The organism is Vitreimonas flagellata, from assembly GCF_004634425.1.
GTDB classification, from domain to species: Bacteria; Pseudomonadota; Alphaproteobacteria; order Caulobacterales; family Aquidulcibacteraceae; genus Vitreimonas; species Vitreimonas flagellata.
In genome coordinates, this window is the sequence record NZ_SBJL01000004.1 from 163,641 (window position 1) to 188,960 (window position 25,320).

The following is a 25,320-nucleotide window of genomic DNA, read 5'->3' on the forward strand; positions in this document are numbered from 1 at the left end:
GTGGACGCGCGCCGCCATCGGCGCCTAGCGTGTCTCAACAGCTCGGTTGGAGATTTCTATGCGCAGCGTTCTCGTCATCGCCATCATGGCGCTCGCCGCCTGTGGTCAGCCATCGAGCGACCAGCCTGAGGCGGACATCGCGTCCGTGTTGCCCGAGGGCTTCCCCCCCGCGGATGAAGCGCAACGCGCGGCCGAATGCGTCGTCTATTCGCGTCTCGCCGGCGCTGATGACAACGCGATGCGTTGGGAGGCGAGCCTCACCATCGATCAGGGCTACAGCGTCGAAGAAGCCGCTCAACTCGTCGCCAGCTCCGTTAACCCGCTCAGCGCCAATCCCGCGGCCGAACGCGAAGCCGCAGCCTCATGGTGCGCGGAGAATTTGCCAGATCCGCAGCCGTAAGTACCGTCTCGGTGCGCGGAACAATGCTTTAGTCGTAGCGAAGGCGGCGCCTCTCCGCCCAAGCGGACATCACGACAAACACGCCGATCGCGACCATCCACAAACTCTCGATCACGAAGGCGAGGGCAATGGTGGCAACGCCAAACACGACGCCTGCCCAAGCTGCGATCCAGCTTGCGCGTCCGCGGCTGATGCGAGCGCTCAACAGCGCGCGCAAGATATGGCCGCCATCAAATGGCAATCCTGGCAGCAGATTAAACAATCCGATCCCGAGGTTGAAATAGGCGAGCTTCTGAAGCGCGGCCTGCACTGCGGGCGCGCGATATTGCGGATCGTACCAGAGATAAAAGATGCCGCCCTGCTCCATGAGCATCGCTGGCTGCGGAGTGAAGAGTGCTTCGATGACCGCGAAGGTCAGGGCGGCTAAGAACAGGTTCGCGGCAGGCCCCGCAAATGCAATCGCCGCCTCACGCCAACGGCTTTGCGGCGCCACCCAAAACTCCGCAAATCCGCCGAACCAAGTGAGTGCGATGTGGCGAACGGGGAGCCCAAACGCTTTCGCCGTTTGCGCATGAGCCAGTTCGTGCGCGCGGCGCGGTCGCCAAATTAATCGCGAGCTCGCGTGTACTTCCTGCCCATATGGCCATAGCCAATATGAGTGGTGCTAGTAGCCATGCCGAATTTTGACTAAGATCGGAGTGCCAAAGACGGCGCCGACATGGACGCTGTCACGCGTCCACCTCAAGCTGCAGCGGTTTCCGCGAGCTTCTTCTTCAGGTCGCGGCGGATCTTCGCGGCGCGCGTGGAGAGTTCGGCTTCGTCGGCCTTGAGCAGGAATTGGTCGAGGCCGCCGCGGTGATCGACGGTGCGGAGTGCGGCCGCCGTGATGCGCAGCTTGAAGTTCTGGCCGAGCGCCTCGCTCGCCAACGTCACGTCCACCAAGTTCGGTTGGAACTCGCGCTTGGTCTTGATGTTGGAGTGGCTGACCTTGTGGCCAATCTGGCGATTGACGCCGGACAGTTCGCAACGGCGGGACATTGGTACGCGCTCTCTGCTCAGAGGGAAAATTGAAGCGCGGACGGATACGCGAAGGCCCAGCCGGGGTCAAGGACGGCGCAGAACTAAAGGCTCATTCCGGGCAGGGTTGAGCCGCGCTCCATGAAACCGCCCGATTTGGTTCATGACTGGATCAGTATGCACCCGGTAAGAGTTGGCACGCGCGGCAGGACCGTCCAAAGGTGGGTTTAGCGATGAAGAATTGGCTCAAAGGCCTCGTGGCCGTGCTTGGCGTGGCGGCTTTGGCCGACCCGGCGGCGGCGCAGACAGGCAACCGCACCTTTGAAGGATCCTACGCCGTGATCGCCCGCGGCATCGAGGCCGGCGACTTCAATTACCGCTTCAACCAGACGGGCGCGACCTACACTGCCAGCGCCACCCGCGAAATGAAGGGCTGGGTGGGCGCCGCGCTCCAGCGCAGCCAGGATTACCGCTACAATGTCAGCGGCACGGTCGCGGCGGACGGCACGCTGCGGACGGTTTCTTACGAGCACCAGGGCGGCCGCCGCCGTGACGATCGCCCGAATGGCCGTCTGATCCGCGCAGCCTTTAGCGCGAACGACGTGGTGACGACCGCCACGCCTGGCCGCCCGAACATGGGCGATCCGCCGGCTACGGCCGAACAGCGCCGCAACGTGATCGACCAGATCACGGCCATCGCCGCGATGGTCACGACCTCCGGCGATCCGTGCGCGCAGACGCTCCGCGTCTATATGGACGGCCGCTCGCGTTTCGACTTCGTGATGACGCCGAATGGCAATGTGACCATCAATTCTCGAGCGTATCAGGGGCCGGGCGTGCGTTGCCGCGTCCAATTCCGCCCGATCGCCGGTTTCAGCGACCCCCAGGAGGCCTCGACCCTGACCTTCCTGTTCGCCCGCACCGACAGCGGCATGTGGGCCCCGGTCACGATCGAGATGCCGACGGATGGCGTTGGCGTTGTCCGCCTCGAAGCGCGCCGGCTGACCTTCAACGGCACGCGCCTGCGCTAATCGCTTCGGTTTTGAAATGAAGTCCGCCGGCAGAGATGTCGGCGGCCATTTTCATGCGCTGAACCAGTCTTGTGTGTTACTTAAGTCTTAACCACAAGATATGGCCGTGAACAGACAGCCAACGAATCAAATCAACTGATTCGCGACTGATTCGTTCTTGATTTCTTCTCTTGCGTTTTCGGTAGCCGAGTATTTGCGCTCGCCTTGAAATCGCTGCCTCCGCCGCCCATCGTCCGTTGATGAGCGCACGCGCCCGCGTGAAGGCGGTCCTCGGCCCCACCAACACCGGCAAAACCCACCTCGCGATCGAGCGGATGCTCGGCCACGTCAGCGGCATGATCGGCCTGCCGCTGCGCCTGCTGGCGCGCGAGGTGTACGACAAGGTGGTCGCGGCAAAGGGCGAGGCGCTGGCTGCCTTGATTACGGGCGAGGAAAAGATCGTCCCGGAGACGGCGCGCTATTTCGTCTGCACCGTGGAGGCGATGCCGCTGGATAAGGCGGTCGAATTCGTCGCCATCGACGAAATCCAGGTCGCCACCGATTTCGACCGCGGCCACGTCTTCACGGATCGCATGCTCAATCTGCGCGGCTTCGGCGAGACCATGCTGTTGGGCGCCGAGACGATGCGGCCGATGATCCGCAAGCTTTTGCCAGACGCGGAGCTCGGCCGGCGCGAGCGCATGTCGACGCTGACCTATGCGGGCTATCGCAAGATCACGAAGCTGCCGAAGCGCTCGGCTTTGGTCGCGTTCTCGGCGGAGGAGGTTTACGCGATCGCCGAATTGCTGCGCCGGCATCGCGGCGGGGCGGCGGTGGTGATGGGCGCGCTCAGCCCGCGTACGCGCAATGCGCAGGTCGAGCTCTATCAGAGCGGCGAGGTGGATTTCCTTGTCGCCACCGATGCGATTGGCATGGGCCTGAATATGGATGTCGACCACGTCGCGTTCGCCTCGCGCCGCAAGTTCGACGGCCATTCCTGGCGCGATCTACGGCCGGATGAGATTGCGCAAATCGCAGGTCGCGCCGGTCGCTACATGCGCGACGGCGCGTTCGGCGAAACCGGCGAATGCGCGCCGTTTGACGAAGATATCGTCGAGCGCGTCGAAGCACATGAGTTCGAGCCGGTGGTCGCCGTGCAATGGCGCAACGACAAGCTGAACTTCGAGAGCGTGGAGCGCCTGATCGCGACGCTGACGCAGCCGTCGGAGCAGCCGGGTTTGGTGCGCGTCCGCGGCGCCGATGATGAAGGCGTGCTGCTGCGCTTGGCGGGCGATGACGATCTGATGGATCGCATCAACGGTGTCGCTGATGTGCGGCGTCTGTGGGAAGCGTGCCAGCTGCCGGATTTCCGCAAGGCGACGCCCGACGAGCATGCGACACTGGTGGGCCGCATCGCGAACTACATTCTTTCCGGCAAAGGCCGCATTCCGGCGGAATGGGCCGAAGCGGAGATCGAGAAGCTCAATCGGCCCGACGGCGATCTCGATGCGCTGCAAGCGCGGCTCGCGCATGTCCGCACCTGGACCTATGCCGCTAACCGCGCCGATTGGCTGGATGATGCGGAGTTTTGGCGCGGGCGCACGCGCGAGGTTGAGGATCGACTTTCCGATGCGCTGCACGCGGCGCTGACGCAGCGCTTCATCGATCGCCGCACCAGCGCGCTACTGAAGGGGCTGAAGCGCGAAGATCAGATGCTCGCGGGCGTTTCGGAAGAGGGCGAAGTCACCGTCGAGGGCCATTTCGTCGGTCAGCTTGAAGGTCTGGAATTCCGACCCGACCCGCGTGCGACAGGGGGCGTCGAAGGCCGCGCGTTGCGCAATGCTGCGATGCGCGCGCTGCGGCCCGAAGTTGCGCGGCGCTTGGCGCGGATCGCGGCGGCGGCGAATTCTGAGATCGTTCTGCAACGCGATGGCCGCGTGCGCGTTGATGGTGCGGTGATTGCTCGTCTCATGCCACGCCAATCGGTGTTGAAACCGCGTCTTGAACTCGTGGGCGCCGCGGATGCCTCGCCGCAAGAACGCAGCGCCGCGCACGAGCGGCTGGAGCTTTGGCTGGCGCAGATGGTGGCGCACGATCTGAGACCACTAGTGCAGCTCGAAGCGGCGTGGCGCGATGGCGAGCTGCCGTCAGACGCGCGGGGACTTGCGTTTCGCCTGATCGAAAATGCCGGCGCGCTCGATCGCGCCAAAGAAGACATCGCGCATGTGAGCGATCAATCGGTAGCGGCGTTGGCGAAGGCCGGCGTGCGCGTGGGGCGGCACAACATCTTCATGCCGTCGCTGCTGAAGCCGCATGCCGCACAAACGCTCGCGATCCTGTGGCATGCGACGCATCCCGGTGAGCCGCGCAGCGTGTTCGTCGCGAGGCCAGGTGCGCTGAGTGTGCAACTCGATCGCCATCGGCAATGGGGTGAATGCGCCGCCGCCGGCTATCGCGCGTGCGGACGTATTGCGGTGCGCTTCGATATTATCGAGCGCTTGGCCGATGCGTTGGTCGCAGAACCGCCGCCCGCCGACGGTGCGCTGGCGCGGCTCGTCGGTCGGCCGGTGCGCGAACTGCCGGTGATCCTGGGCTCCCTCGGTTATAAGCAAGCGTCAGCTGAAGAGGGGGCGGCGCGCCGCTGGGTGCTCGGTCAGCGCCAGCGCAAACCGCCGCGCCCACGTCCGCCACCCGCAGACAACGCCTTCGCCGAACTGGCGAATCTCTTGCCGGCGTCCGATCAGCCGCCGCGTCGCCGGAAGCGTCGCGCATGAGTGTCGAGCTACGGCAACGCGTGGATCTTTGGCTGCATCGCGCCCGCTTCGCCAAAACGCGGGCTGCCGCCGCGCGCCTGATCAGCGAGGGCGGGGTGCGGCTGGTGCACGGCGGCATGGCGCGGCGGATCGAAAAACCGTCGGTCGAGGTCACGCCGGGTGATGCGCTCGTGTTCCCTCAACGCGGGCGCCTGATCGCTGTGCGGGTGGAGGGGATTGGCGCGCGGCGCGGGCCATCCGCTGAGGCAAGGCAGCTTTACGCTGAACTTGACGCAGAGTCCGTGGGTTGACGCTTACGCGCCCTTTAGCCATCTGAACCCCGGAGCGGAACTGGGCCGACATGACTTACATCGTCACCGACGCATGCGTGCGTTGCAAATACATGGACTGCGTCGAGGTCTGCCCCGTCGATTGCTTCTATGAGGGCGAGAACTTTCTCGTCATACACCCGGACGAATGCATCGATTGCGGCGTCTGCGAGCCGGAATGCCCCATCGACGCGATCAAGCCGGACAGCCAAGATGAGCCGGATGGCAAGTGGCTCAAGATAAACACCGAGTACGCCAAGATATGGCCGAACATTACGGTGAAGGGCACGCCCCCTGAAGACCGTGAGGCCATGAAGGACGAAAAGGGTAAATTCGAGAAATACTTTAATCCGGCTCCCGGACGTGGCGAATAACTTGCCACAGTAAGGCCGCTTCAAATCCGCCGAATTTTGTGTTATATACTCTCAACAATCGGAATTCGGCGCGGTTAGCGCGCCACAGCTGGATCAATCCATAGCGCTCATTTGATTGCGCACAGGCACGGAAAGTCGCGGGCGGGGCGAACCGTCCGCTTTGCTGTGTCTGTCGCGGATGACGTTTGCGGAAAGCTTTGGCTGCCAAAATTTGTGTTGGGACCAGGAGCTCTTGATGACCATGACCGCCACACCTTCAATTGCTTTCCGTCCTGGCGACCATATCGTCTATCCGGCGCACGGCGTTGGCCGGGTCATGGGCGTGGAAAAGCAATCCGTGGCCGGCATCGATCTCGACGTTTTCGTTATCTCCTTCGAACAAGACAAAATGACCCTCCGCGTCCCGACGACGAAGGCCAAATCCTGCGGCATGCGCCCGCTGGCCTCTGGCGCCGTGGTCGATCAGGCCATGAAGACGCTGCAGGGCCGCGCCCGGATTAAGCGCACCATGTGGTCGCGCCGCGCCCAGGAATATGAGGCCAAGATCAACTCGGGCGACCTCGTCTCGATCGCGGAAGTCGTGCGCGACCTGCACCGCGCGTCGGACCAGCCTGAGCAATCCTATTCCGAACGCCAACTCTACGAGAGCGCCCTGGATCGTATGGCCCGGGAGCTCGCGGCTGTGGAAAAGGTCAGCCGCGATGACGCTGTGCAGAAGGTGACGGCCTCGCTGGCCTCGAAGAAACAGGCCGCGGCCGCCTAAAGCGTCACGGAACTTTCAGATCGAACCAAGGCCGGGCCCCATAAGCCCGGCCTTTTGTTTTGGCGCCCAGAGCCCTCCTCACGCGTTCGTGATGGGCATTGGTCGTCTTGCGACGTCCCTGAACAAAACCTGACACAGGCTCGGACGTAGTATTAAACATGGCGGTCTCTGAAACATCCGAGCTGCAACGCGGCGCTCAGCGCTACCTCCGAACGGCTATGCGTGCGCCCTTGCTCGCGGCCGATCACGAACGCGAACTCGCGCGGCGCTGGCGTGATGAAGGCGATGAGCGCGCCCTGCATGAATTGATTACGGCATACTTGCGCCTCGTCGTCGCGATGGCTTCGCGATTCCGCCATTATGGCCTGCCAATGAGCGATCTGGTGCAGGAGGGCAATGTTGGCCTGATGCAAGCGGCCGCGCGCTTTGAACCGGAGCGCGAGGTGCGGTTCTCCACGTACGCGTCGTGGTGGATACGCTCGGCGATGCAGGATTTCGTGCTGCGCAATTGGTCGATTGTGCGCACCGGCACGACGTCGGCGCAAAAGGCGCTCTTCTTCAACCTCCGGCGTTTGCGCGCCCGCATTGGCGACATCAGCGACAGCGCCATGAGCTCTGAATCGCGCGCGCGTGTGGCGCATCAGCTGGGCGTCGCCGAGCATGAGGTCGACAACATGGCCGCGCGTCTGTCCTCGCCGGATCGCTCGCTCAACGCCCCGCTCGCGGAAGACGGCGAAGGTGAGTGGCAAGACATGCTCGCCGACGACGCGGCGGGCCCTGAAGCCGAAGTGATGGACGCGCACGACAGCATCGCGCGCTCCGCTCTGGTGCACGCCGCGATGAGCGATCTGTCCGATCGCGAGCGCTTAATCATCCGTGAGCGCAAGCTTGAGGAAGAAGCCGTGACGCTCGAAGCGCTTGGCGAACGCCTGGGCATCTCGAAGGAGCGCGTGCGTCAGATCGAGGGCAATGCGCTTGAGAAGCTTCGTCGCGCTTTGATCGCGCGCGTCGGCGATCCAGTGGCGGCCGGTTACGTCGGCTGATCTTCCGTTAGCACTTCGAGCTGTGAACCGTGCTCTAAGCAGAGCTGCGGCGCTTCGCGGTACACCCCAACGGCCCGTGCGCTCGCACCCGCGCGCCGGTGAGCGACGAAAGCGCTGGCCCATCCCATGCGCCGAAATTTTTGCCGAACACGACCAGGTAAACGGCGCTTCCGCGTTAGAGCCTTCCATGGTCAGCGCCGCACGGCTCTAAAGCACACGCGCCTCCGCGCCGCGGCCTTCGAGCACGCGATGGGGCGCCGCGCCGCGCAAACAACTCGCGTTTGCCGCCAGCGCTTGTTCGGTCGCCGCGCGTACGCTCAGCGGCCGATACGCGCGTCGCGCCCACATGCCGCGCTCGGCGTCGCGTGCTTGCGCTTCGAGCGCGATCAATTCTTCAGCGCGCGCATGATTATCTGGTCGCGGTCTTACGAACGCCGCGCCGCGCGACACCAATTCGTGCTGCAGCCAAAACCAGCGCCCACCCTCGCTCTTCACGAACACATGCGCGATTGCCGCTTCGTTGGTCGTGCCGTCCTCGCGCGCGCGGCCAGCCCAACGCCGCGTGCCGCCATAGGCCAGTAGCACCTCGCGATGTAGTGCTCGTGCTTCGAGTTCGCCTTGCGCCTGCGCGGCGTAGTCTTCTTCGCCGCGCGGTGCGTCGATCTCGGCCAGGAACACGCGCAAGCCGTTATCGCTCCAGCGTGTCGCCACTATAGGTGCGCACGACGCGCGCTTCCTCGCCGCGCTCCAGATCGCCGATCTGCGGTCCGCAGGCGGCGAGCGTGAGCAATGTTGCGAAGAGCAGAGGGCGCATCAATAGCCCGCCGCGCTGCCATCTTTGCGCATCTCGGTGGCGGCTTCATACACGCCGTTCGGATGGCGCATGATGGCTTGGTAGCCGCCGAATGAACCGTCGGCCGGTCGAATGCGATGGCCGCGGCGTTCGAGTTCGGCGCGTACTTCCGGCGGCACGCCGTTTTCCATCGCAACGAAGCCAACGCCGTCCGGCTGATCGCCAGTTGGTTCCGCACCGCCGTAGAAACGATAGCGCGCCGCATCGCCGGCGGCCTGCAAATCCATGTCGTAGTCGATCAGGTTGACGATGATCTGCACATGACCTTGCGGCTGCATGTCACCGCCCATCACGCCGAACGAAAGCCAGGGCTGACCATCGCGCAGTGCAAACGCGGGGATAATCGTTTGGAAGGGGCGACGGCCCGGTGCGTACACATTCGGATGCCCGCTCTGCAGCGAGAACAATTCGGCGCGGTCCTGAAGCATGAATCCCAAACCATCCGGTACGAGGCCGGAGCCCATGCCGCGATAATTGGATTGGATCAGCGACACCATCATGCCGTCGGAATCGGCGATGGTGAGGTAAGTTGTGTCGCCATCGATACGCAGCTCCGCGTGTGGCGGCGGCGGCATGGCGCGATCATTGGAGATCATCGCGCGACGTTGGGCGGTGTATTCATCCGTAAGTAGTCGCCGAGTGTCGAAGTGTGTGAAGGCGGGGTCGCCATAGAATTGCGCGCGGTCGGCGAAGGCGAGGCGCGTGGCTTCGATCTGCGTATGCAGTGAGTCCGGGGAGAGGAAACCCATTTCGCGCAGATTGAACGCCTCAAGTAGGCGCAGAGTTTGCAGCGCTACGACGCCTTGTGAGTTCGGCGGCAATTCGCACACGTCAACGTGGCGATACGGCGTGCAGATCGGATCGACCCATTCGCCTTCGTGCCGCGCGAGGTCGTCATAACGCAACCAGCCGCCGATGCGGCGCATGTAGCTATCGATCGTGCGCGCGATCGGGCCGCGATAATAGGCGTCGCGGCCATCGCGGGCGATGAGTTCGAGCGTGTTGGCGAGGTCGGGATTGGCAAAGAGACCATGCCCGTCCGGCATCGCGCGCATCGGCGCGCAATTGTCTTGGCAGAAATAGGTGCTGCGTGCGTTCGTGATTTCTTGCAGGCGTCTTGCCGTGAACTCAGCCTCCAAGCGCCGGCGATTGTTCGCCCAATACATCGCGATGGTCTGCGGGATCGGCGCGCCTTCGCGGGCGTAGCGGATTGTTGGCGCCAGCAAGTCGGCCATGGGCGTGCGGCCGAAGCGTTCGTGCAGCGCGAACCAGCCATCAACCGTGCCAGGCACGCTGACGCTCGCCGCGCCGAAGCTTGGCACCGCGTTCGGGTTGCCACGCCGGCGCGCTTCGCGGCGCATCTCGGCCAGCGACATGCCGCGCGGTGTGCGCCCCGAGCCATTGTAGCCATGGAGACGCTGCGTGCGCGGATCCCAGACGATGACGAAGATGTCGCCGCCAATGCCGTTGCCGGTGGGCTCGACCAAGCCAAGCATCGCGTTGGCGGCAATCGCCGCATCGATCGCGGTGCCGCCATTGCGCAGCACGTCGATCGCGGTTTGCGTCGCCAGCGGGTGCGCCGTTGCGGCCGCGCCGTGCGGCGCAACGACGGGCGAACGCGTCGCAAAGGGCAGGCCCGACACGCGCTCGCCGCGCCCGAAATTGGGATCGCGCGCCGGCGTATCTTGCGCGCTTGCGCTGGTGGCCCACAGCGTCAAACTCAAAAGCGCGCCCATAAGCGCACGCGGCGTCCCAACCCGCATCGCGATCTCCCTAAGGTCTTGTGTTGGCACTCAAACAACCAAAGTGTAGCTGGCGCAACGACATTCCGTCGAGGTGGCGGGGGAGAGCATGAGCAAAGCCAAACAACGCTGCCGCTGGCCGGGCGAAGACCCGCTCTACGTCGCCTATCACGACGAAGAATGGGGCGTGCCGCAGCATGACGGCCGCATGCTCTGGGAAATGCTCATGCTGGAAGGGTTCCAGGCCGGATTGTCCTGGATCACGGTGCTGCGCAAGCGCGAAGCTTTTCGTAAAGCCTTCAAAGGTTTCGATCCCGCCAAGGTCGCGCGCTTCAATGAGAAGGACATCGAGCGACTGCTCGCCGATCCCGGCATCATCCGCTCACGCGCCAAAATCGAAGCGACGATCACCGCGGCGCAGATCTATCTCGACATGCAAAAGGGCGGCGAGGATTTCGCAGACTATTGTTGGTCGTTCACTGAAGGCAAAGTGCTGAAGGGCGACGGCAAGACTGTGCCCGCGAGCACGCCACTCTCGGAAGACATCTCCAAAGATCTCAAAAAGCGCGGCTTCAAATTCGTCGGGCCAACGATCGTCTATGCGTGGATGCAGGCTGTTGGCATGGTGAATGATCACGCCGCGCACTGCTTCCGCCGCAAGGAGGTGTGAGCTGACTAGTGATGTCCCGCGTGTTCGTCCGCCTGCGGCGCTTGCAGTGTGAGCACGGGCGCGGGTCGGGGCACGGAATGCCAAGCGGCGCCGGCGGCAGGGATTTGCTCCCAGCGTTGCTCGCCATCGGCGCAGGTTTGGATCACTGGGAAATGAAGCGGCCCACTTTGATTGGGCAGGCGCATCATGATGCCGAATTGCTCGAACTGATCGGCGGGCAATTCACCGCGCCATGTGATGGCGGTGACGCGCTCTGTTATTGGGCCGCTCTCGGAGGCGATCGGCGCGGCCAAGGGTGCGCGTTCGATCTCAAGCGTCCAGCCGGGTTTCGGCTGTGGTCGCGCGATGTTGATCCCCGCGGGAATCTCGACGCGCACGGACCGCGTAGGCGACGCGCCGCAACCATGGCTGACGCGCAGAAAGCCGGCGTAATAGGAATTTGGCGCCGCTTCCGGCTCAGCAAATACGACGTGTGCATAGGCTGAAGATGTGAGGGCGATCGCCAGCACGCAGCCGGCCGCGAAGGAGCGTAGCATCATGCTCTCCGTGAATTGAGGAAGGCGCGCAATTGCGCGATGGTGCGGTCGTGGGGGTTGCCATAACCGATAATGTCGACCACCTCGCCGTCGGCGGTCACCAGATAGGTGATCGCGGTGTGATTGACGGTGTAGTCGCCGCCGTCCGTAGGGACGTGCTCGTAAAACACCCGGAATGCGCGCACGATCCGGTCGATCTCCGCACGCTCGCCGGTATAGCCGTGGAAGCGCGGGCCAAAGCTCAAGAAATAAGCGGCGAGCACCTCGGGCGTATCTCGCTCGGGATCAACGCTGATGAACGTCACCTCGACATCCGCTGCGTCCGGGCCCAGCGCATCGATGGCGGCGCTGAGTTCGGCGACTGTAGTGGGGCAGATTTCCGCGCATCGCGTGAAGCCGAAAAATACAAGCCGTGGTTTGCCGTTGAGATCGCCCCAACGCAGCTCCGCGCCGTCGGCGCCGACGAGCGCGACATCATCGATGTCGCGCGCGAAGGCTGCGTACGCGTTCTCCTGCGGTGGCGCGCCGGGCTTCGTGACGACGTAAAGCACCACGAGGACCGCCAGCACTCCGACAAGGCCAGCTAGCAAGAGGACAGGCCAGTCCGTCCAGCGGAATTGGCGGCGCGCGTCAGTGTTCATGATTGTGCGCCCCTGGCGCGAGGCGGGGCCGCGCGACGAAGTCCACGCGCACATCACCGGCGCGCTCGAAGTGCAGCACGACCGGAATACGCTGGCCCTCTTGGAATTGCGCATCGATGTCGAAGAACATGATGTGCAGGCCGCCCGGGCGCAGCGTCGCAACGCCGCCCGCGGGCACGTCGATGCCTTCGACCTGGCGCATCCGCATGACGCCATTGTCCATATTCATCTCATGCAGCTCGACGCGGGCGGCGCGCGTGCTATCCGCCGAGATCAAGCGATCGGGTTGCGGGCCGGCATTGCGCAATGTGACGTAACCGCCAGCGACTTCGGCGCCGGGATTGGTCGTCGCCACCCAAGGATCTTCGATTGTGATCGCGCCGACGCGCTGTTGCGCGGCGCTCTCCGGCGCCAGGGCGAGCGCCGCCAGCATGATGCTGGCGGCGACGACACGGATTTTTTGCGGGAACATGAGTGTGTTCTCCTGATTAGAAGCGATACGAAACGCCGCCGTACGCGGCGCGGCCTTCGCCGGGATAGAAGACAGCCGTGTTGGCGCCGATGGCGCTGGCATCGACGATTGCGCCGAATTCCGGTACGTAGGCCTCGTCGGTTAGATTGCGCGCATCGATGAAGAGCGTGACGCCAGTGTCGAAATCCCAACCCGCATTGAGCGACCAGATCGTGTAGCCGGGCGCTTGCAAGGTGTTGGCGTAATCGACCCACGTATCGCTCGGTCGCCACTCGACGCTTGGCGCGACGAACCAGCCCGCCGGGTGCGTGTAGCGCAGCGTGGCGCGGTACTGATGTTCGGGCGCGACCGGGATTTGATTGTCGCCGTAGATTGGATCTCCGTCGAAGAAGAAGTCTGAGTAGGTATAGCTCTGGCGCAGCACCCAATCGGCGGCGATTTCCCAATCGAGCGCAAACTCGATGCCCTGGTGCACCGTCTCATCAGCATTGAAGAAGGCAGCCGGCACGCCTGTTGCCGGATTGAAGCTCAGGAGTTCGTTCTCTAGCTCCGCGCGATAGAGCGTGATGTCCCACACGAATGCGTCAGTGCGGCCGCGCGTGCCGATCTCGCCTGTCCACGCCTCTTGCGGTTCCACCGGCACGAAGCCGGGATAGGGCGCCTGCACCAGTGCGCCGTAATGCGGCGGCTCCACCGAATTGGTGATATTGGCGTACACTTGCACACCGCTCTCACCTTCCCAAAGCAAGCCAATGCGCGGCGCGAACCAACCGTCGTCAAGCGAGTCATTGTTCGCGGCGTTCAGGCGGTCATCATAATCGCGCGTGAAGCGGCCATATGAGCCGCCGGCCACAAGCGCGAGCGCATCTGTCACGAAGAGACGACCCTCGGCAAAGAGCTCCATCCCCGTCGCCTCACGCCGGCTGTCGCCCGCGATGGGAAACATCACCGGGCCGAGAATCTGATCGACATGGCCCTGACGATACGAGGCCCCCCAATACAAATCGGCGCGACGGCCGGCGATCTCGCCCTGCCAATCGAAACGCCCAAACACGCCTTGTGTTACGATCTGTTGATCAATCAACAGCGAGATCGGGTGATAGAGATCGGTCGTCGTCGCGTAGAGTCCGCCTTCAAACAGCAGCGCATCATTGAAGCGCCAGCGCGTCTGCAAACTGGTGCGGAATACTTCTTGATCGCGTTGCCAGTCGAACGCCGCCGCCGCGCCACTCGCCGCTTCGGGATTGGTCAGCGCTTGCACAAGCGTCAGCGTGCCGGGCACGTCCTGATTGATGTCGGCGCCATAAACGATGAGCCGCACTTCGCGGTCTTCGCCAAAGCTACGGCCGAGATTGAACGTGCCGCGCAATTGATCTTGCTGGGCATGCTCGCGATAGCCGTCGCCCTGCATCGCCGTGAGCGCCGCGAACGCATCCCAATCGCCCCACGTGCGCGCGATCTGGCCTGATGCGCGCGCAAAGCCAAACGATCCTGCTTCGGCGCGAAGTAAATTCTCTGATTGCGCCGTCCGCCCCGTCGGCGTGACCAGGTTCACCGCGCCACCCAATTGCGCACCGCCAAAGCGCAGCGCGTTGCCGCCGCGATAAACTTCGGCGTACCGTGCGGTCAGGGGATCTAGCTTCTGGAAGTCCGAGAAGCCGTCGGCGTCGGCGAATGGCACGCCGTCCTGCGCAAACAACACGCCGCGCTGGTGGTAGCTTTGATCTAGGCCCGAGCCGCGGATCGAGAAACGCGATTCCTCACCGTAACGCCGTTGCGCCAGCACGCCGGGCACGTCGCGCAGCAAATCGGTCAATCCCGTCGCGGCGCGCGTTTCATAGCTTTCATTGGCGACGACGGAGACGGCGCCCGGCGTACGCGAGAGATCGTCGCGCGCCGCCGCGACCACGGGCGGGTCTTCCGGATTCGGACGCGCGGTGACGATGATGGTTTCGTTGTCGGCGCTTTCAGCCAGCGCCATGCCCGGCATAAGCGCGAGCGCGCTCACGCAGAGCGGGAGAGAGATTTTCATAATCCATAGCCTAAGTTTACGCGGCGCGCTTGCGGCGCCGTCGAACGCAGATGAGGCCGCACGGTTGAAACAGCGGGCCGCGAGTGTGCTTAGGCGTGAAGAGGAGGGCCGCGTGCGGGCAGCGGCGGGCCGGTCGCATCGTGGACGCCGATCGCTTGGCGCGCAGGCGCCGCGTTTGTGGCAATGGCAAAGCGTGACGCGGGTGCGACTGCGCCCACAGTGTCGGTCAACGTTGGAGCGCCAACGAAGGCGAACGGGCAATGCTGGCTGGTGTTATCGGACGGCGCGCCATCGCGCTCGTGGCTGATCTCTCCGGTAGTGGTGTCGAAGAATGCCGCGCCGCCGTTGCAGAGCGCAATCGCAATGCGCTCGCCGCTCGTGTCGAGCATGAAGCCCGGCGGCAGCAGCGCCTTAAACGTCAGCGCAAACAGCGCGAGCGTAAGCCCCGCCGTCCGCAAGCGCCGAAGTATGCCGCCCCCGTTCATGCGCCGCATCTAGTCCATATTCGAGTGAAGCGCGCGGCGGCGCAGCGCCGCATGGCGACCCCGGAGAGATTCGAACTCCCGACCGTGTCCTTAGGACGGACCTGCTCTATCCAGCTGAGCTACGGGGCCGCGTGGCCGCATGCCTAAGTAAAACATCACGCAAAGGCAATGCGGTGCGCCCGCCACAGAAGGGCGTGCGCCTGCGCCGTTTCCGTTTGGGCGCCGTTGCCGGATTAGCGCGGCGCGCTAGGCTTGCGTATGGCCGAAATCGTTCTGCACCAATATGCAACCTCGCCGTACGCCGAGATCGTGCGCACCGCTTTTGGCGTCAAAGGGCTAGCTTGGCGGCGCGTTGAGCAGCCGAACATCATGCCGCGGCCGTACCTCACGCCGCTCACGGGCGGGTATCGCCGCATTCCGGTGATGCAGATCGGGGCCGACATTTATTGCGACACGGGCGTGATCTTGCGCGAGATCGATCGACGCTTTCCCGATCCGCCGCTGACGTCGGCGCAAGCATCCGGCGCCGTGTGGGCGATGCGCAATTGGGCCGAGCGTGCGTGGTTCGCAGCGACCGTCGCGATCGTATTTGGCGCGCGTGGCGAGAGCGTGCCGTAGGACTTCATCAAGGACCGCGAGCAATTGTCCGGACGTCCGTTCGACGTCAACGCGCTCAAAGCCGCCGCGCCACTCATGGCGGGGCAATGGCGCGCGAACGCGGACATCGTTGAATCGCAACTGGCGACTGCGGGCCAGTTTCTGTTTGCCGCGCACGTCACTGCGGCGGACCTCGCCGCCTATCTCAGCATCTGGTTCTTGCAGGGCGGCGATCCGGGCGCCTTTGCGCAACTGACGGCAGGGATGCCGCATCTGCTTGCGTGGAAGCAAAGGATGGCCGCCTTCGGTCACGGCAATCCCAGGGACATGAGTGCGGAAGCGGCGTTCGACATTGCTGCACGTGCGACGCCGGAGATGCCAGCGGGCTCGTTCGGCAATGATGGGCAAGGCTTGGCGCCGGGCATGCGCGTCTCGGTGATGCCCGACGATTATGGGCGCAATCCGGTGGTCGGCGAGATTACGTTTGTGTCTCCACAGGAAGTAGCGGTGCGCCGCCAGGCGGAGGGCGCGGGCGAGGTCATTGTCCACTTTCCGCGCGCAGGTTTTTGGGTGTCGCCGGCGGCGTAGTCGGCCTTGAGGCCCCCTTCGCGCTAGACCGGAGCCGTCCGTCGCCGCATCATGGCGCGGCTGGGGAGCCGGGGGAGACGCGTCATGGCCCATACCTACGCCAACACCCGTTCGCGGGCGGCCGCTTGGCTGACGGCTATTTCACACACTCGCGCCGGGGCGATGCGCTGGGGCGTCGTTTTTCTGCTCTCGCTGATCTGGATTGGCGGAGGACTTTACCTTTGGCGTGGCGAGGGCGCGCTTGAAGCGATCTATCGCACGCTGAGCGCCGTCTCGATGTGGGATAAATACTTCGACGCCGAAGCGCCGCTTCTAGAACTCGTGCGCTTCGCGGCGATCGCCGCGCCCGCTGTCGGCTTGTTGTTCGCGTTCTCCGGTCAGCTTGGGCGTTCACTCGCGCGCATCTTCAATCTCGGCGCCAAGCACCATGTCGTGATCGCCGGTGATAGTCCGGCTGCACTTTCGCTCGCGCTCGATTGCCGCAAGCACAAAGACGCCGTGATCCTGATTGCACAGGCGTTGCCAGATGAAACCGCGCTCGGGCTACGCCGCAAAGGCGTGATTGTGTTGGAAGGCGACGCGACGCATTTGGAAACGTTACGCACCGCGCGCGCTCATTACGCCGCGCATGTTGTCGCGTTCGAGCCGGACGATACCGCGAATCTGCAAATCGAAGCGGCGGTGCGTCGCCTTGTTGGCGCCTCGAAGCGCAAGCCGCCGATCGGCGTGCACGTGGCGACGCGTTCTGCGATGTTGCTGAAGGAAGCGCGCGAGATGCGTTCGGCACAAATGCGCTCCGGCAAGGCGGTCATGAACATCGATCCGAAGCCGTTTTCGCTGGAGGAGATGTCCGCGCGTGCTTTGATCCAAACGCAAAGCCAAACTGTGCTCGGCCTTGCGCAACAATTCGGCCAGGACCGTGTGCATGTCGTGTTCTTCGGTTTTGACGGCGGCGCCGAGGCCGTGGCGGAACGCGTGCTGATGAGCCTCTGGTCGGCGCATTTCGAAGCGCCGCGCCTCACCGTGCTGACGCAAAATGCCGACATCGCCGAAGCCGGCTTCCGCGCCCGCCACCGCGAAGCCTTCGCGCACCCGCACATCTGGAGCGCGGATATCAGCTTCATGTCGTTTGATTGGGATGCGGAATCGATCGGGCACGACGTGCTCGACAAAGTTGAGCAAGCCCGCGGCAAGCCGACGGCGCTCGTCGTCTCAATCGGCTCCGATCCGGGCAACATCCATCTGGCGATCGCGCTCAAGCGTGCCTGCAATCATCGCCTGCGCTGGCCTGTGCCGATCTTCATGCGCGAATCGAGCCAGTCCGAATTCTCGCAGCAATACGCCAAGGGCGACGACACCGAGGAGTTCGACGCCTATCTGCAAGCGTTCGGCTCGCATCAGATCAATGCGACGCGCGCGCGTATTCTCGATGGCTGGCTCGATCGCGGCGCCGCTATTGCGCACGAGCATTATCAGAAAGGTCTCGGCGAACGCGACGAGATGAGCATGAAGGAGCTGCAAGCGGCCACGCGCGACTGGTCCGACGTGCTGGAAACCTATCGCGCGGCAAATCGCGCCGTTTCGGATGCTGCGATGACCAAAGTCTGGGACGCTGGTTGGCGGCCTGCGACCAAGGAGGATGGTCTGAAAGGCGATACGTCGCCCACCGTGCCGGATGATCTGCAGGAGCGCATGGCCAAACGCGAGCATGATCGCTGGATGGCGGAGCGTTTGATGTCAGGTTGGCGGCCTACGCTTGAGGGCGAAGCCCGCAACAACGATCTCATGGCGCACAACAAGCTCATCCCGTGGGATGCGCTCACCGAGGCCGATAAGAACAACGATGCGGTACAAGTGCGCGCAGCGATGAACGTCGCGCGCCTCTTACACAAGGAAGGCTTCGTGCCGCGCGCTTAATCACCGATGCGGCCGCCATCGTCGCGGGTGATCACCACGACCGCAGAGCGCGGCCAGGACTCGCCGCCGTCCGGGAAGTGTGACGGCACCGGGGCGCCCGACCAGCGTGATACTGAAAACTCAGCGCCAGCGACATCGTTCGCGCCCGGATGCTGAATGGCGCACAAGAAGGCGCGTTCGTCTGGTGTCATCAACGGCCCGCAGATTTCCGCGCCGGGCGGCCCGACGAGGAAGCGCTTGATCGGACGTGGGCCTTCGGCTTGGCCCGGCGCCACCATGATCGTGTCGTTGCAATCGGCGAACACGCCGTCATTGCCGTCGGTCGCGATCCAAACGCGGTGCGTGGAATCGATGAAGAGATTGTCGGGGCAGGCGAACTTGTCGCCGCTCACCGTCTCGACGCCATCGATCTTCGTCGAGATGTGCGCGGGCATGCCGCCGCGCGTGGTCGTGGTCAGAGTCTCGGCATTCGGATCGCCGCCCATGGCGAATATGTCCCAGGTGAAGCGTTCGGCGCCGCAATCGCCCCCGGCTTCATCGATGCGCAGGACGTGGCCAGCCAGATTGCTTTGCGCACTGTTGGGACGCTCGCTTTCGCGGCGCGGATTGCCAGGACGTTCGAAGCCGCGTTCGCTATTGTTGGTGCATGCAATCAGCACCGGGCCAAGGCCGCGCCAGTTGGCATCGCAAACAGCTTCCACATCCTCCGGGCGATCCATTGGCGTGGCGCCCATGAGGCGCGCAGCTTCGCGCACGCGCATCAGCACGTCGCCTTGATCGCGGAAGCGGATCGGTGAATCTTGCGCCGCGGCAGCGGCGTTCGCCGCTTCTGCCGTGATGTGCAGCCACACGCCGCCGTCTTCGTGGAATTGCGCGCAATAGAGTTTGCCGTGGTCGAGCAAATCCATGTTCGCCGCGCGATCGCTCGGATTGAAGCGCCCGTCGGTCACGAATTTGTAGACGTACTCGTTGCGCTGATCGTCGCCCATATAGACGGCGACGCGGCCGTCGCGTGTCAGCGCGGTGGTGGCGCATTCCTGCTTCTTGCGGCCAAGCGCTGTGCGCTTCTTTGGCGTCGAGTTCGGATCATATGGATCGATCTCGACCACCCAGCCATAGAGCGACGGCCCGTAGGGGTTCTCAGAGACCTGGAATTGGCGCGGCGCCAGTGAGGACGAGAAGGGTTCGTAATAGCTCGGATAGCCGAAGGACGCGGAATCGAGCGCATAGGAATCGTCTTGACGCGCATCGCGCATCGCCTGCGCGCGATCGGAGCCGACGAACAAGCCGTCGAAATTTTCTTCCGCCGTTAGATACGTGCCCCACGGCGTCAAACCGCCAGCGCAATTCGCGCCTGTGCCGCACGCCACCGTGTTGGCCGGCGCACCGGGTTCGGCTTCGTTCGTCACCGCGGCGCCTTGCGCGATCCAGGGATGGTTCGCGGCAGGGCCGGAGAAGGTGACCGGCGTAAACGGCGTGATGCGGCGGTTACGGCCTTGGCCGGGTGCGGGATTGCGCAACGCGTGCCAGCCTTGGCCTGTACGCTCGACTTCCACAACGCTGACGCCGACGGCGGCATAAAGTGCGGCCACTTGCTCGGCCGTGAATTCGCTCGGCGTGCGTACGCCAGGGAAAGCGAGTGACGACGACGTGTATTCGTTGTTGGCGCAGAGGATCATGCGATCCTGATTGCGCGGCGGCGGGAATGCGTACTCGGCGGCGAACAGCGCCAGCATGTCGTTGTTCTGGCCGAAGCGTTGCTCTTGCTCGGCGCGCGTCAGCGTGTTCGGATCGAACACGGGCGACACCGTGTCGAACAACGCGTCGCCCCACGCGATCAATTTGCGCCAGCTATAGCCGGGCGGCAGCGATACCGTGTCTGCGTTCGTCGGCGGCACGCTGGTGAAGTTCGCGCTCGCCGACCCCGAAGCAGCGTCGCCGCCCTGGGTGGCCGTGGCGCACCCGGCGAGATTCAGCAGCGGCAGACCGACCATGCCGCCCAGCAGCGCGCGGCGCGAGGCGATCAATTCGTTGATGTGCTTGGAACGGCTCACCCGCATCTCCCGTCTGGAATCGCGCGAGCCCTAAAGCGGCCGTGCGACACTCCGATGACAGCCTATGCAACAGCGTCCCGAAGCTCGTGGATGTGACGAAGTTTCGCGTCGAACAGCGTCCAATCATCGTCCTGCGCAATCGGCGCCCACACCTTCTCCACCTCATCGATGACGAGGCTGACGGGATCTGGCCGTTGGAAATAGGGGCGTAAGCGGTAATCGCGCGCGCCGCCGCCGGTGCGCGCCTCCAGCCCCGCGCGGATCGGCGCGAACGCGGCCTCATTGTACCGCATGGCTTCCGGGCTGTCCTTGGCGCGCGCCGCACTGGCTTCGCCGCCGACCCAATCATGGAAGAATTGATCCCAACCGACCTGGCTCTCTGTCATCCAATCGAGCATCGTCTGCAGGAAGGCGAGATCGGCATTGTGATCGCCGAGCACGAGATCGAGCCGTTCGAACATCGCATGGCGCAGAGCTTCCCCATAGGCCGGGCCGAAGCGTGCGAGCTCGGTCTCCAGTGCGCTCTGCGAACACGCCAGCGTTAGCGCACCACCGAGTTGCGCTAGCGCCCATGATACGGCTTCGGGTTGACGGCCAAACGCATAGAGCCCGCTCTCATCGAAATACGCCGCCGTGAATCCAGGTTGGCTTGTCGGCACGAAACGCCACGGGCCGTAATCGAAACTCTCGCCCATGATGTTGAGATTGTCGGTGTTGAGCACGCCGTGCACGAAGCCCGCCGCCATCCAGCTCGCCGCCAGCCGCGCATTCGCCTCCACGATCTCGCCGAACAACGCCGCGGCGCGTGCTTCCGCATCGAGATTGATGTGGCGCGGATAATAAGCTGCGACCGCGTGCTCGATCAGTTGGTGCATCAGATCGGGGCGCTCAAAGAAGGCGAGCCGCTGAAACGTGCCGAAGCGGATGTGGCTGTGCGAGAGTCGCACCAGTACGGACGAACGCGTGGGCGAAGGCTCATCGCCACGCGTGAGCTGCTCGCCAGTCTCAAATAGTGAAAACGCCTTCGACGTATAGACGCCCAACGCCTCGAGCATCTCCGCCGCCAGCACCTCGCGCACGCCGCCTTTGAGCGTGAGCCGTCCGTCGCCAAAGCGCGAATACGGCGTCTGCCCCGAGCCCTTGGTCGCCAGGTCGAGCAGGCGGCCGCCGCTGTCACGCAATTGTGCGAAGAGAAAGCCGCGTCCGTCGCCGATCTCCGGATTGTAATTGCGGAATTGATGGCCGTGGTAGCGCATGGCCAAGGGCTCGCTCATGTTCCCCGGCAGCGGCTCAAAGCGCCCAAAATGCGCTTCCCATTCCGCCTCCGTGAGTTCGCCCAGCCCCACGCGCGCCGCCCAAGCTTGGTTGCGGCGCCGCAAAATATGCTGGGGAAATCGTGACGGAGCCACCGGATCGGCGAATTCCGGCCCCAGTTTCGAGAATAGGGGATCGGGGCGATAGGAGGCGGTCACAGGCATGATTTGTATCTAGGCGCGCGAACGCTGCGCGTCATGCCGCCGCAACGCGCGACGGGTCGTGACGGCGCCTTTCTTCTGTGGCACTGGTTTGCGTCGGGGACGCGTAGAAACGAGGACAAAACGATGCGCGGAGTCCGGTTTGCCGGCGCATCTCTTGTTCTTCTCGCACTGGTCGCCTGTGGTGACCGTAGCGGCGAAGACAAGACCGATCAAAGCTCTGCCGAGCGCATCTCGGCGGCCCTCGACGTGTGCGCCGAAGGGCGCGGCGAGTTCGCCCAGCACGTCTGCGAAAACCAGACCCTGTCCAGCCTTGATGGCAATGTCCGCGAAGCCATTGTCGCTGCGTCAGCCAATGTTTCGGACGCTGGCGCGCAGATGCTGGTGCAGAACCAAACCCGCTGGCGCGAAGCGCAGCGCATCGCCTGCGGCATCATCGATCCCGAGGCCGAACCGACGGCTGAGCAACAAGCCTGTCTCGAATCCGAATATCGCGCGCGCTTGGAAGATGCGCAGAACGCGGTGCAGGACATCGGCGGCTATACCTTCCAGCGCATGGAATTGGTCGATGCGACGCCGGTGACGGCGGAGGTCGCCTCGGCCACTGGGCTTGGCGATGATGCGCCGCCTGCCGTGCTGCGCGACATCCGCTTCCCGCGCATCGACGGTCAGCAAACGCCGGCCATCCAGCGCTTCAACGAGCTCGTCGCGCAGTCGCCGCAATTCCGGCTCGAAGACGCGACCAACGAGGTCGTCGATTATCGCATTGCGTATGCCGGCCCCGAGCTCATTTCGGTGCGCTTCGATATGTCGAACGACACGTTGGGCGCCGCACACGGCAACAACACGTCGAAGGCTGTCACTGTGCTCATGAACGAAGGCCGCGCGCTTGCCGCGACCGACGTTTTCCGCGCGGGCACGGGCTGGGAGCGCTTCCTAACGCAGCGCGCCGTGGCTGAAATCTCGCGGCAATATCGCGAAGACGGCTTCGTGCCGCCCGAGCGCGACGTGCAGGAGAGCGCGACCAAGCCGCATCTGTGGCTGATCACGGAGCAGGGCCTGACGTTGCTCTTCCCGCCCTATTCGTTCGGCGCGCCGTACGTCATGGGCGGCACGGAAGTCGTGATCCCTTGGGCGGATCTGCGCCAATATCTGAACCCCGCAGCACCCGCGCCGATCCGGCCAAGCGCATAAGCGCCGCACCCATTCCCGAGGCGCGGCATGGCCGCGAGCCCGGGACCCATAAACACGGGCGATATGTGAGTGGCCGCTATTGGTGCGAAAGCTTTGCAAGTCTGTGTCTATGGATCCCGGACTGCGCTGCGCGCATCCGGGAATGGGTAGTATGTCGCGCTGCCTTGACGCAGAGCGATGCGCTATCAGCGTCGGATGAAATCAGCGCACGGCTCTCTGGTCGCCCTTGTCGGCGTCGTGCTGATCGGCATGACGGGCTTCGGCGTGTTTTTGCCGATCTTCCCGTTCCTGGCGCTCGAGATCGGCGCGACGCCGACACTGACCACGATCGCGATGGGCGCGTACTCGCTGGGCCAGCTCATCTCGTCGCCATTCTGGGGCCGATTGAGTGATCGCGTTGGCCGCAAACCTATTCTGATCGCGGGCCTTATCGGCGGCGTGCTTTCGTACATCTGGATCGCGCAAGCGCGCAGCGTGGAAGAGCTTGGCGCCGCGCGGCTGTTCGGTGGGCTGATGGCCGGCAATGTCGGTGCGGCGTTCGCGGCGGCGGCTGATCTCGCCAACGACAAAACGCGTGCGCGTAACATGGGCTTGCTCGGCGCGGCGGTGGGCTTTGGCTTTATCGCGGGCCCGGCGCTTGGCGCGTTCTTGATCGGCGACGAACCGAGCCGCGAAGGCTTCGCGCGCGTCTGCTACGCAAGCGCCGGCCTCGGTGCGCTGGCGACGCTTACGGCGCTATTGTTTTTCCGCGAAACACTGCCGGCTGAGGCGCGTTTGCCCGCTGGTGTTGATCGCCCGCGGCGGATGCAAATGCTGGTCTCGCGGCCTGCGCTCACGCGCTTCGTCGCGGTGATGTTTTTGATGATCGCAGCTCAGGCCCTGATGGAGACGGTGTTTGGCCTGTGGGCCGATGCTGAACTTGGTTGGGGGCCGCGCGAAGTCGGTTGGACGTTGGCGTCGCTCGGCCTCGGCGCGGTGCTGTTGCAGGGCGGCGGCGCAGGCGCTGCATCGCGCGCGCTGGGTGAGCGCATGACGTTGTTTATTGGCTTGGCGCTTTTCGCCGCCGGCCTTGGCGGGCTTGCGGTTTCGCACGAGGTTTCGACCACGGCTGCATCGCTGATCGCGCTGGTTATCGGTCTTGGCTTGGCGACGCCTGCGCTCAATTCTCTAATCGCGGCGCAAGCTTCGGAGCACGAACGCGGCGCGGTGATGGGTTTGTCGCAATCTGCCGGTGCACTTGGCCGTGTAGCTGGACCGTTGGGCGCGGGGGCGTTGTTCGACGCTTATAGTTCCGGTGCACCATTCGTCGCGGGCGCGGTGCTGATCCTCTGTGCTTTGTTCGTGGCGCTTGGCGAGCCGGCGAAGGAAGTCGTCGGTAGCAATTAATCGCTGTATTTGCGCCAAACGCCGTCGCGATCGCGTACTTCGTACGCTTCGCCATCGTCGCGCAAACTTGGGCTCGCCAGCGGCGCTTTGCCGTGACCGCCGGGAATATCCAGAACGTAAGTCGGCTGCGCCACGCCGGAGGCGCGCTGATGCAGCTCTTGCACCAGCTCTTGCCCGCGTTCGATCGAACAACGGAAATGCGACGTGCCCTGCGCCCTATCGAGATGGTGCAAATAATACGGCTTCACCCGCGCTTCGACCAAACCGCGCATCAGATCCTCCAGCGCCTCAACACTATCGTTGACGCCTTTCAGCAGCACCGTTTGCGACAGCATCGGCACGCCAGCATCGACGATCCGCGCAATCGCTGCGCGCGCTTGGTCGGTCAACTCACGCACATGATTAGTGTGCAGCACGACATACGTGGTCGCGCCCGCAGCGCGCAGCGCCGCCACCAAATCCGGCGTCACCCGCAGCGGATCAACGGCAGGTATGCGAGTGTGCCAGCGGATGATCTTCACATGCGCGATCGCGGCTAGCCGTTCGGTGATTTCGCGCACGCGGCGCGCCGAAAGCAGGAATGGATCGCCACCAGTGAGGATCACCTCCCAGATGCCGGGCTGGCTTTCGATGTACGCCAGCGCCGCATCGAGCTCCACGCCGCTCAGCGTGCCGTCACCTTGAGGGCCGACCATCTCGCGGCGAAAGCAGAAGCGACAATAGACCGGGCAGACATGCACCAGCTTAAGCAAGCAACGATCGGGATAGCGGTGCACCACGCCTTTCACCGGCGTATGTGGCTCATCGCCAATCGGATCGCTCAATTCGTCGGGCGCGATTTCGAGTTCGCGCGCGTCCGGGCGGAATTGTGCGGCGATGGGGTCGTCTGGATTTGTCGGATCGATCAGCGCGTCCATCGCCGGCGTAATCGCCACGGCGTAACGCGCGGCCACCTGGTCGAGCGGATCGGGTTTCGGTTTGGCGCTCAA

The 25,320-nt window shown here is 64.0% G+C and carries 26 protein-coding genes and 1 tRNA gene; 13 read left to right on the forward strand and 14 right to left on the reverse strand.

The annotated features are described in order from the left end of the window. Positions 1 to 58: 58 nt before the first annotated feature. Positions 59 to 400: a hypothetical protein gene (locus EPJ54_RS16595; protein ID WP_135212874.1), complete on the forward strand. Its 342-nt coding sequence runs from the start codon at positions 59 to 61 to the stop codon at positions 398 to 400. A 28-nt stretch (positions 401 to 428) separates the two neighbouring features. Here EPJ54_RS16595 and EPJ54_RS16600 read toward each other — a convergent pair whose 3' ends face one another. Together EPJ54_RS16600 and rpmB are read right to left on the reverse strand one after the other, a co-directional pair. After that, on the reverse strand, positions 429 to 1,007 hold the full coding sequence (locus tag EPJ54_RS16600) for a site-2 protease family protein (RefSeq protein WP_338062134.1): 579 nt from the start codon (positions 1,005 to 1,007) through the stop codon (positions 429 to 431). A 134-nt stretch (positions 1,008 to 1,141) separates the two neighbouring features. Next, positions 1,142 to 1,438, reverse strand: a complete 297-nt coding sequence (gene rpmB, locus EPJ54_RS16605; RefSeq protein ID WP_135212876.1) for a 50S ribosomal protein L28 — start codon at positions 1,436 to 1,438, stop codon at positions 1,142 to 1,144. A 212-nt stretch (positions 1,439 to 1,650) separates the two neighbouring features. Between rpmB and EPJ54_RS16610 the strand changes: the two genes are divergently transcribed. The 6 genes from EPJ54_RS16610 to EPJ54_RS16635 all read left to right on the forward strand — a co-directional run bounded on the left by EPJ54_RS16610 (position 1,651) and on the right by EPJ54_RS16635 (position 7,689). Continuing rightward, positions 1,651 to 2,448: a DUF3108 domain-containing protein gene (locus EPJ54_RS16610; protein WP_135212877.1), complete on the forward strand. Its 798-nt coding sequence runs from the start codon at positions 1,651 to 1,653 to the stop codon at positions 2,446 to 2,448. Positions 2,449 to 2,687: 239 nt separating this feature from the next. Then, positions 2,688 to 5,201, forward strand: a complete 2,514-nt coding sequence (locus EPJ54_RS16615) for a helicase-related protein (RefSeq protein ID WP_135212878.1) — start codon at positions 2,688 to 2,690, stop codon at positions 5,199 to 5,201. Beyond that, positions 5,198 to 5,491 (forward strand): S4 domain-containing protein, encoded by a 294-nt coding sequence (locus EPJ54_RS16620; protein ID WP_135212879.1) that lies wholly within the window; start codon positions 5,198 to 5,200, stop codon positions 5,489 to 5,491. Before EPJ54_RS16615 ends, EPJ54_RS16620 begins: the two co-directional genes overlap by 4 nt. A 50-nt stretch (positions 5,492 to 5,541) precedes the next feature. Then, positions 5,542 to 5,883, forward strand: coding sequence for a ferredoxin FdxA (gene fdxA, locus EPJ54_RS16625; RefSeq protein ID WP_135212880.1), 342 nt, complete (start codon positions 5,542 to 5,544; stop codon positions 5,881 to 5,883). Positions 5,884 to 6,118: 235 nt separating this feature from the next. Next, a complete protein-coding gene (locus tag EPJ54_RS16630) occupies positions 6,119 to 6,646 on the forward strand; it encodes a CarD family transcriptional regulator (RefSeq protein ID WP_135212881.1) in 528 nt (175 codons plus the stop codon). Positions 6,647 to 6,804: 158 nt separating this feature from the next. Further along, positions 6,805 to 7,689 (forward strand): RNA polymerase factor sigma-32, encoded by an 885-nt coding sequence (locus EPJ54_RS16635; RefSeq protein WP_135212882.1) that lies wholly within the window; start codon positions 6,805 to 6,807, stop codon positions 7,687 to 7,689. A gap of 207 nt (positions 7,690 to 7,896) precedes the next feature. Here EPJ54_RS16635 and EPJ54_RS16640 read toward each other — a convergent pair whose 3' ends face one another. From EPJ54_RS16640 to EPJ54_RS16645, 3 genes are read right to left on the reverse strand one after another with little or no spacing between them, the layout of a single operon-like run. Beyond that, positions 7,897 to 8,400: a thermonuclease family protein gene (locus EPJ54_RS16640; RefSeq protein WP_167755792.1), complete on the reverse strand. Its 504-nt coding sequence runs from the start codon at positions 8,398 to 8,400 to the stop codon at positions 7,897 to 7,899. Then, positions 8,378 to 8,503: a hypothetical protein gene (locus tag EPJ54_RS20280; RefSeq protein ID WP_275574765.1), complete on the reverse strand. Its 126-nt coding sequence runs from the start codon at positions 8,501 to 8,503 to the stop codon at positions 8,378 to 8,380. The genes EPJ54_RS16640 and EPJ54_RS20280 overlap by 23 nt, the downstream gene beginning before the upstream one ends. Continuing rightward, positions 8,503 to 10,305, reverse strand: coding sequence for a gamma-glutamyltransferase family protein (locus EPJ54_RS16645; RefSeq protein ID WP_135212884.1), 1,803 nt, complete (start codon positions 10,303 to 10,305; stop codon positions 8,503 to 8,505). The genes EPJ54_RS20280 and EPJ54_RS16645 overlap by 1 nt, the downstream gene beginning before the upstream one ends. 88 nt (positions 10,306 to 10,393) lie before the next feature. On the opposite strand from EPJ54_RS16645, the gene EPJ54_RS16650 reads away from it, so the two are divergent. Next, complete coding sequence (locus EPJ54_RS16650) at positions 10,394 to 10,954, forward strand: DNA-3-methyladenine glycosylase I (protein ID WP_135212885.1); 561 nt, start codon at positions 10,394 to 10,396, stop codon at positions 10,952 to 10,954. A gap of 5 nt (positions 10,955 to 10,959) precedes the next feature. On the opposite strand, the gene EPJ54_RS16655 is transcribed toward EPJ54_RS16650, so the two are convergent. From EPJ54_RS16655 to EPJ54_RS16680, 6 genes are all read right to left on the reverse strand, one after another. After that, positions 10,960 to 11,493: a YcnI family copper-binding membrane protein gene (locus tag EPJ54_RS16655; protein WP_239590986.1), complete on the reverse strand. Its 534-nt coding sequence runs from the start codon at positions 11,491 to 11,493 to the stop codon at positions 10,960 to 10,962. After that, complete coding sequence (locus tag EPJ54_RS16660; RefSeq protein WP_135212886.1) at positions 11,490 to 12,131, reverse strand: SCO family protein; 642 nt, start codon at positions 12,129 to 12,131, stop codon at positions 11,490 to 11,492. Before EPJ54_RS16660 ends, EPJ54_RS16655 begins: the two co-directional genes overlap by 4 nt. After that, positions 12,121 to 12,603, reverse strand: coding sequence for a copper chaperone PCu(A)C (locus tag EPJ54_RS16665; RefSeq protein WP_167755793.1), 483 nt, complete (start codon positions 12,601 to 12,603; stop codon positions 12,121 to 12,123). The genes EPJ54_RS16660 and EPJ54_RS16665 overlap by 11 nt, the downstream gene beginning before the upstream one ends. Positions 12,604 to 12,619: 16 nt before the next feature. Continuing rightward, positions 12,620 to 14,635, reverse strand: coding sequence for a TonB-dependent receptor family protein (locus tag EPJ54_RS16670; RefSeq protein WP_135212888.1), 2,016 nt, complete (start codon positions 14,633 to 14,635; stop codon positions 12,620 to 12,622). Positions 14,636 to 14,724: 89 nt separating this feature from the next. Beyond that, the gene (locus EPJ54_RS16675) at positions 14,725 to 15,120 is read right to left on the reverse strand and encodes a DUF2946 family protein (protein ID WP_135212889.1); all 396 of its coding nucleotides are present in this window, start codon (positions 15,118 to 15,120) and stop codon (positions 14,725 to 14,727) included. A 52-nt stretch (positions 15,121 to 15,172) separates the two neighbouring features. After that, positions 15,173 to 15,249: transfer RNA gene (locus EPJ54_RS16680), tRNA-Arg, on the reverse strand. A 129-nt stretch (positions 15,250 to 15,378) separates the two neighbouring features. Between EPJ54_RS16680 and EPJ54_RS16685 the strand changes: the two genes are divergently transcribed. From EPJ54_RS16685 to EPJ54_RS16695, 3 genes are all read left to right on the forward strand, one after another. Next, positions 15,379 to 15,738 carry a glutathione S-transferase N-terminal domain-containing protein gene (locus EPJ54_RS16685; RefSeq protein WP_135212890.1) on the forward strand — a complete coding sequence of 120 codons (360 nt, stop codon included), beginning with the start codon at positions 15,379 to 15,381 and terminating at the stop codon, positions 15,736 to 15,738. Between the two features lie 24 nt (positions 15,739 to 15,762). After that, on the forward strand, positions 15,763 to 16,305 hold the full coding sequence (locus tag EPJ54_RS16690; protein ID WP_135212891.1) for a glutathione S-transferase family protein: 543 nt from the start codon (positions 15,763 to 15,765) through the stop codon (positions 16,303 to 16,305). Between the two features lie 84 nt (positions 16,306 to 16,389). Then, positions 16,390 to 18,222, forward strand: coding sequence for a RyR domain-containing protein (locus tag EPJ54_RS16695; RefSeq protein WP_167755794.1), 1,833 nt, complete (start codon positions 16,390 to 16,392; stop codon positions 18,220 to 18,222). Here the strand turns inward: EPJ54_RS16695 and EPJ54_RS16700 are convergent. Both EPJ54_RS16700 and EPJ54_RS16705 read right to left on the reverse strand, forming a co-directional pair. Continuing rightward, entirely contained in the window at positions 18,219 to 20,276 is a 2,058-nt protein-coding gene (locus EPJ54_RS16700; protein WP_167755795.1) for a PhoX family protein, read from the reverse strand. The two genes, EPJ54_RS16695 and EPJ54_RS16700, sit on opposite strands and share 4 nt — an antisense overlap. A 62-nt stretch (positions 20,277 to 20,338) precedes the next feature. After that, positions 20,339 to 21,754 carry a protein adenylyltransferase SelO gene (locus EPJ54_RS16705; RefSeq protein ID WP_135212894.1) on the reverse strand — a complete coding sequence of 472 codons (1,416 nt, stop codon included), beginning with the start codon at positions 21,752 to 21,754 and terminating at the stop codon, positions 20,339 to 20,341. A gap of 123 nt (positions 21,755 to 21,877) precedes the next feature. Here EPJ54_RS16705 and EPJ54_RS16710 point away from each other — a divergent pair, with 123 nt between their 5' ends. Then, entirely contained in the window at positions 21,878 to 22,945 is a 1,068-nt protein-coding gene (locus EPJ54_RS16710; RefSeq protein ID WP_167755796.1) for a DUF3298 domain-containing protein, read from the forward strand. A 195-nt stretch (positions 22,946 to 23,140) separates the two neighbouring features. Continuing rightward, positions 23,141 to 24,331: an MFS transporter gene (locus EPJ54_RS16715; protein ID WP_167755797.1), complete on the forward strand. Its 1,191-nt coding sequence runs from the start codon at positions 23,141 to 23,143 to the stop codon at positions 24,329 to 24,331. Here the strand turns inward: EPJ54_RS16715 and EPJ54_RS16720 are convergent. Next, positions 24,328 to 25,320, reverse strand: a complete 993-nt coding sequence (locus EPJ54_RS16720; RefSeq protein ID WP_239590987.1) for a lysine-2,3-aminomutase-like protein — start codon at positions 25,318 to 25,320, stop codon at positions 24,328 to 24,330. The genes EPJ54_RS16715 and EPJ54_RS16720 overlap by 4 nt on opposite strands.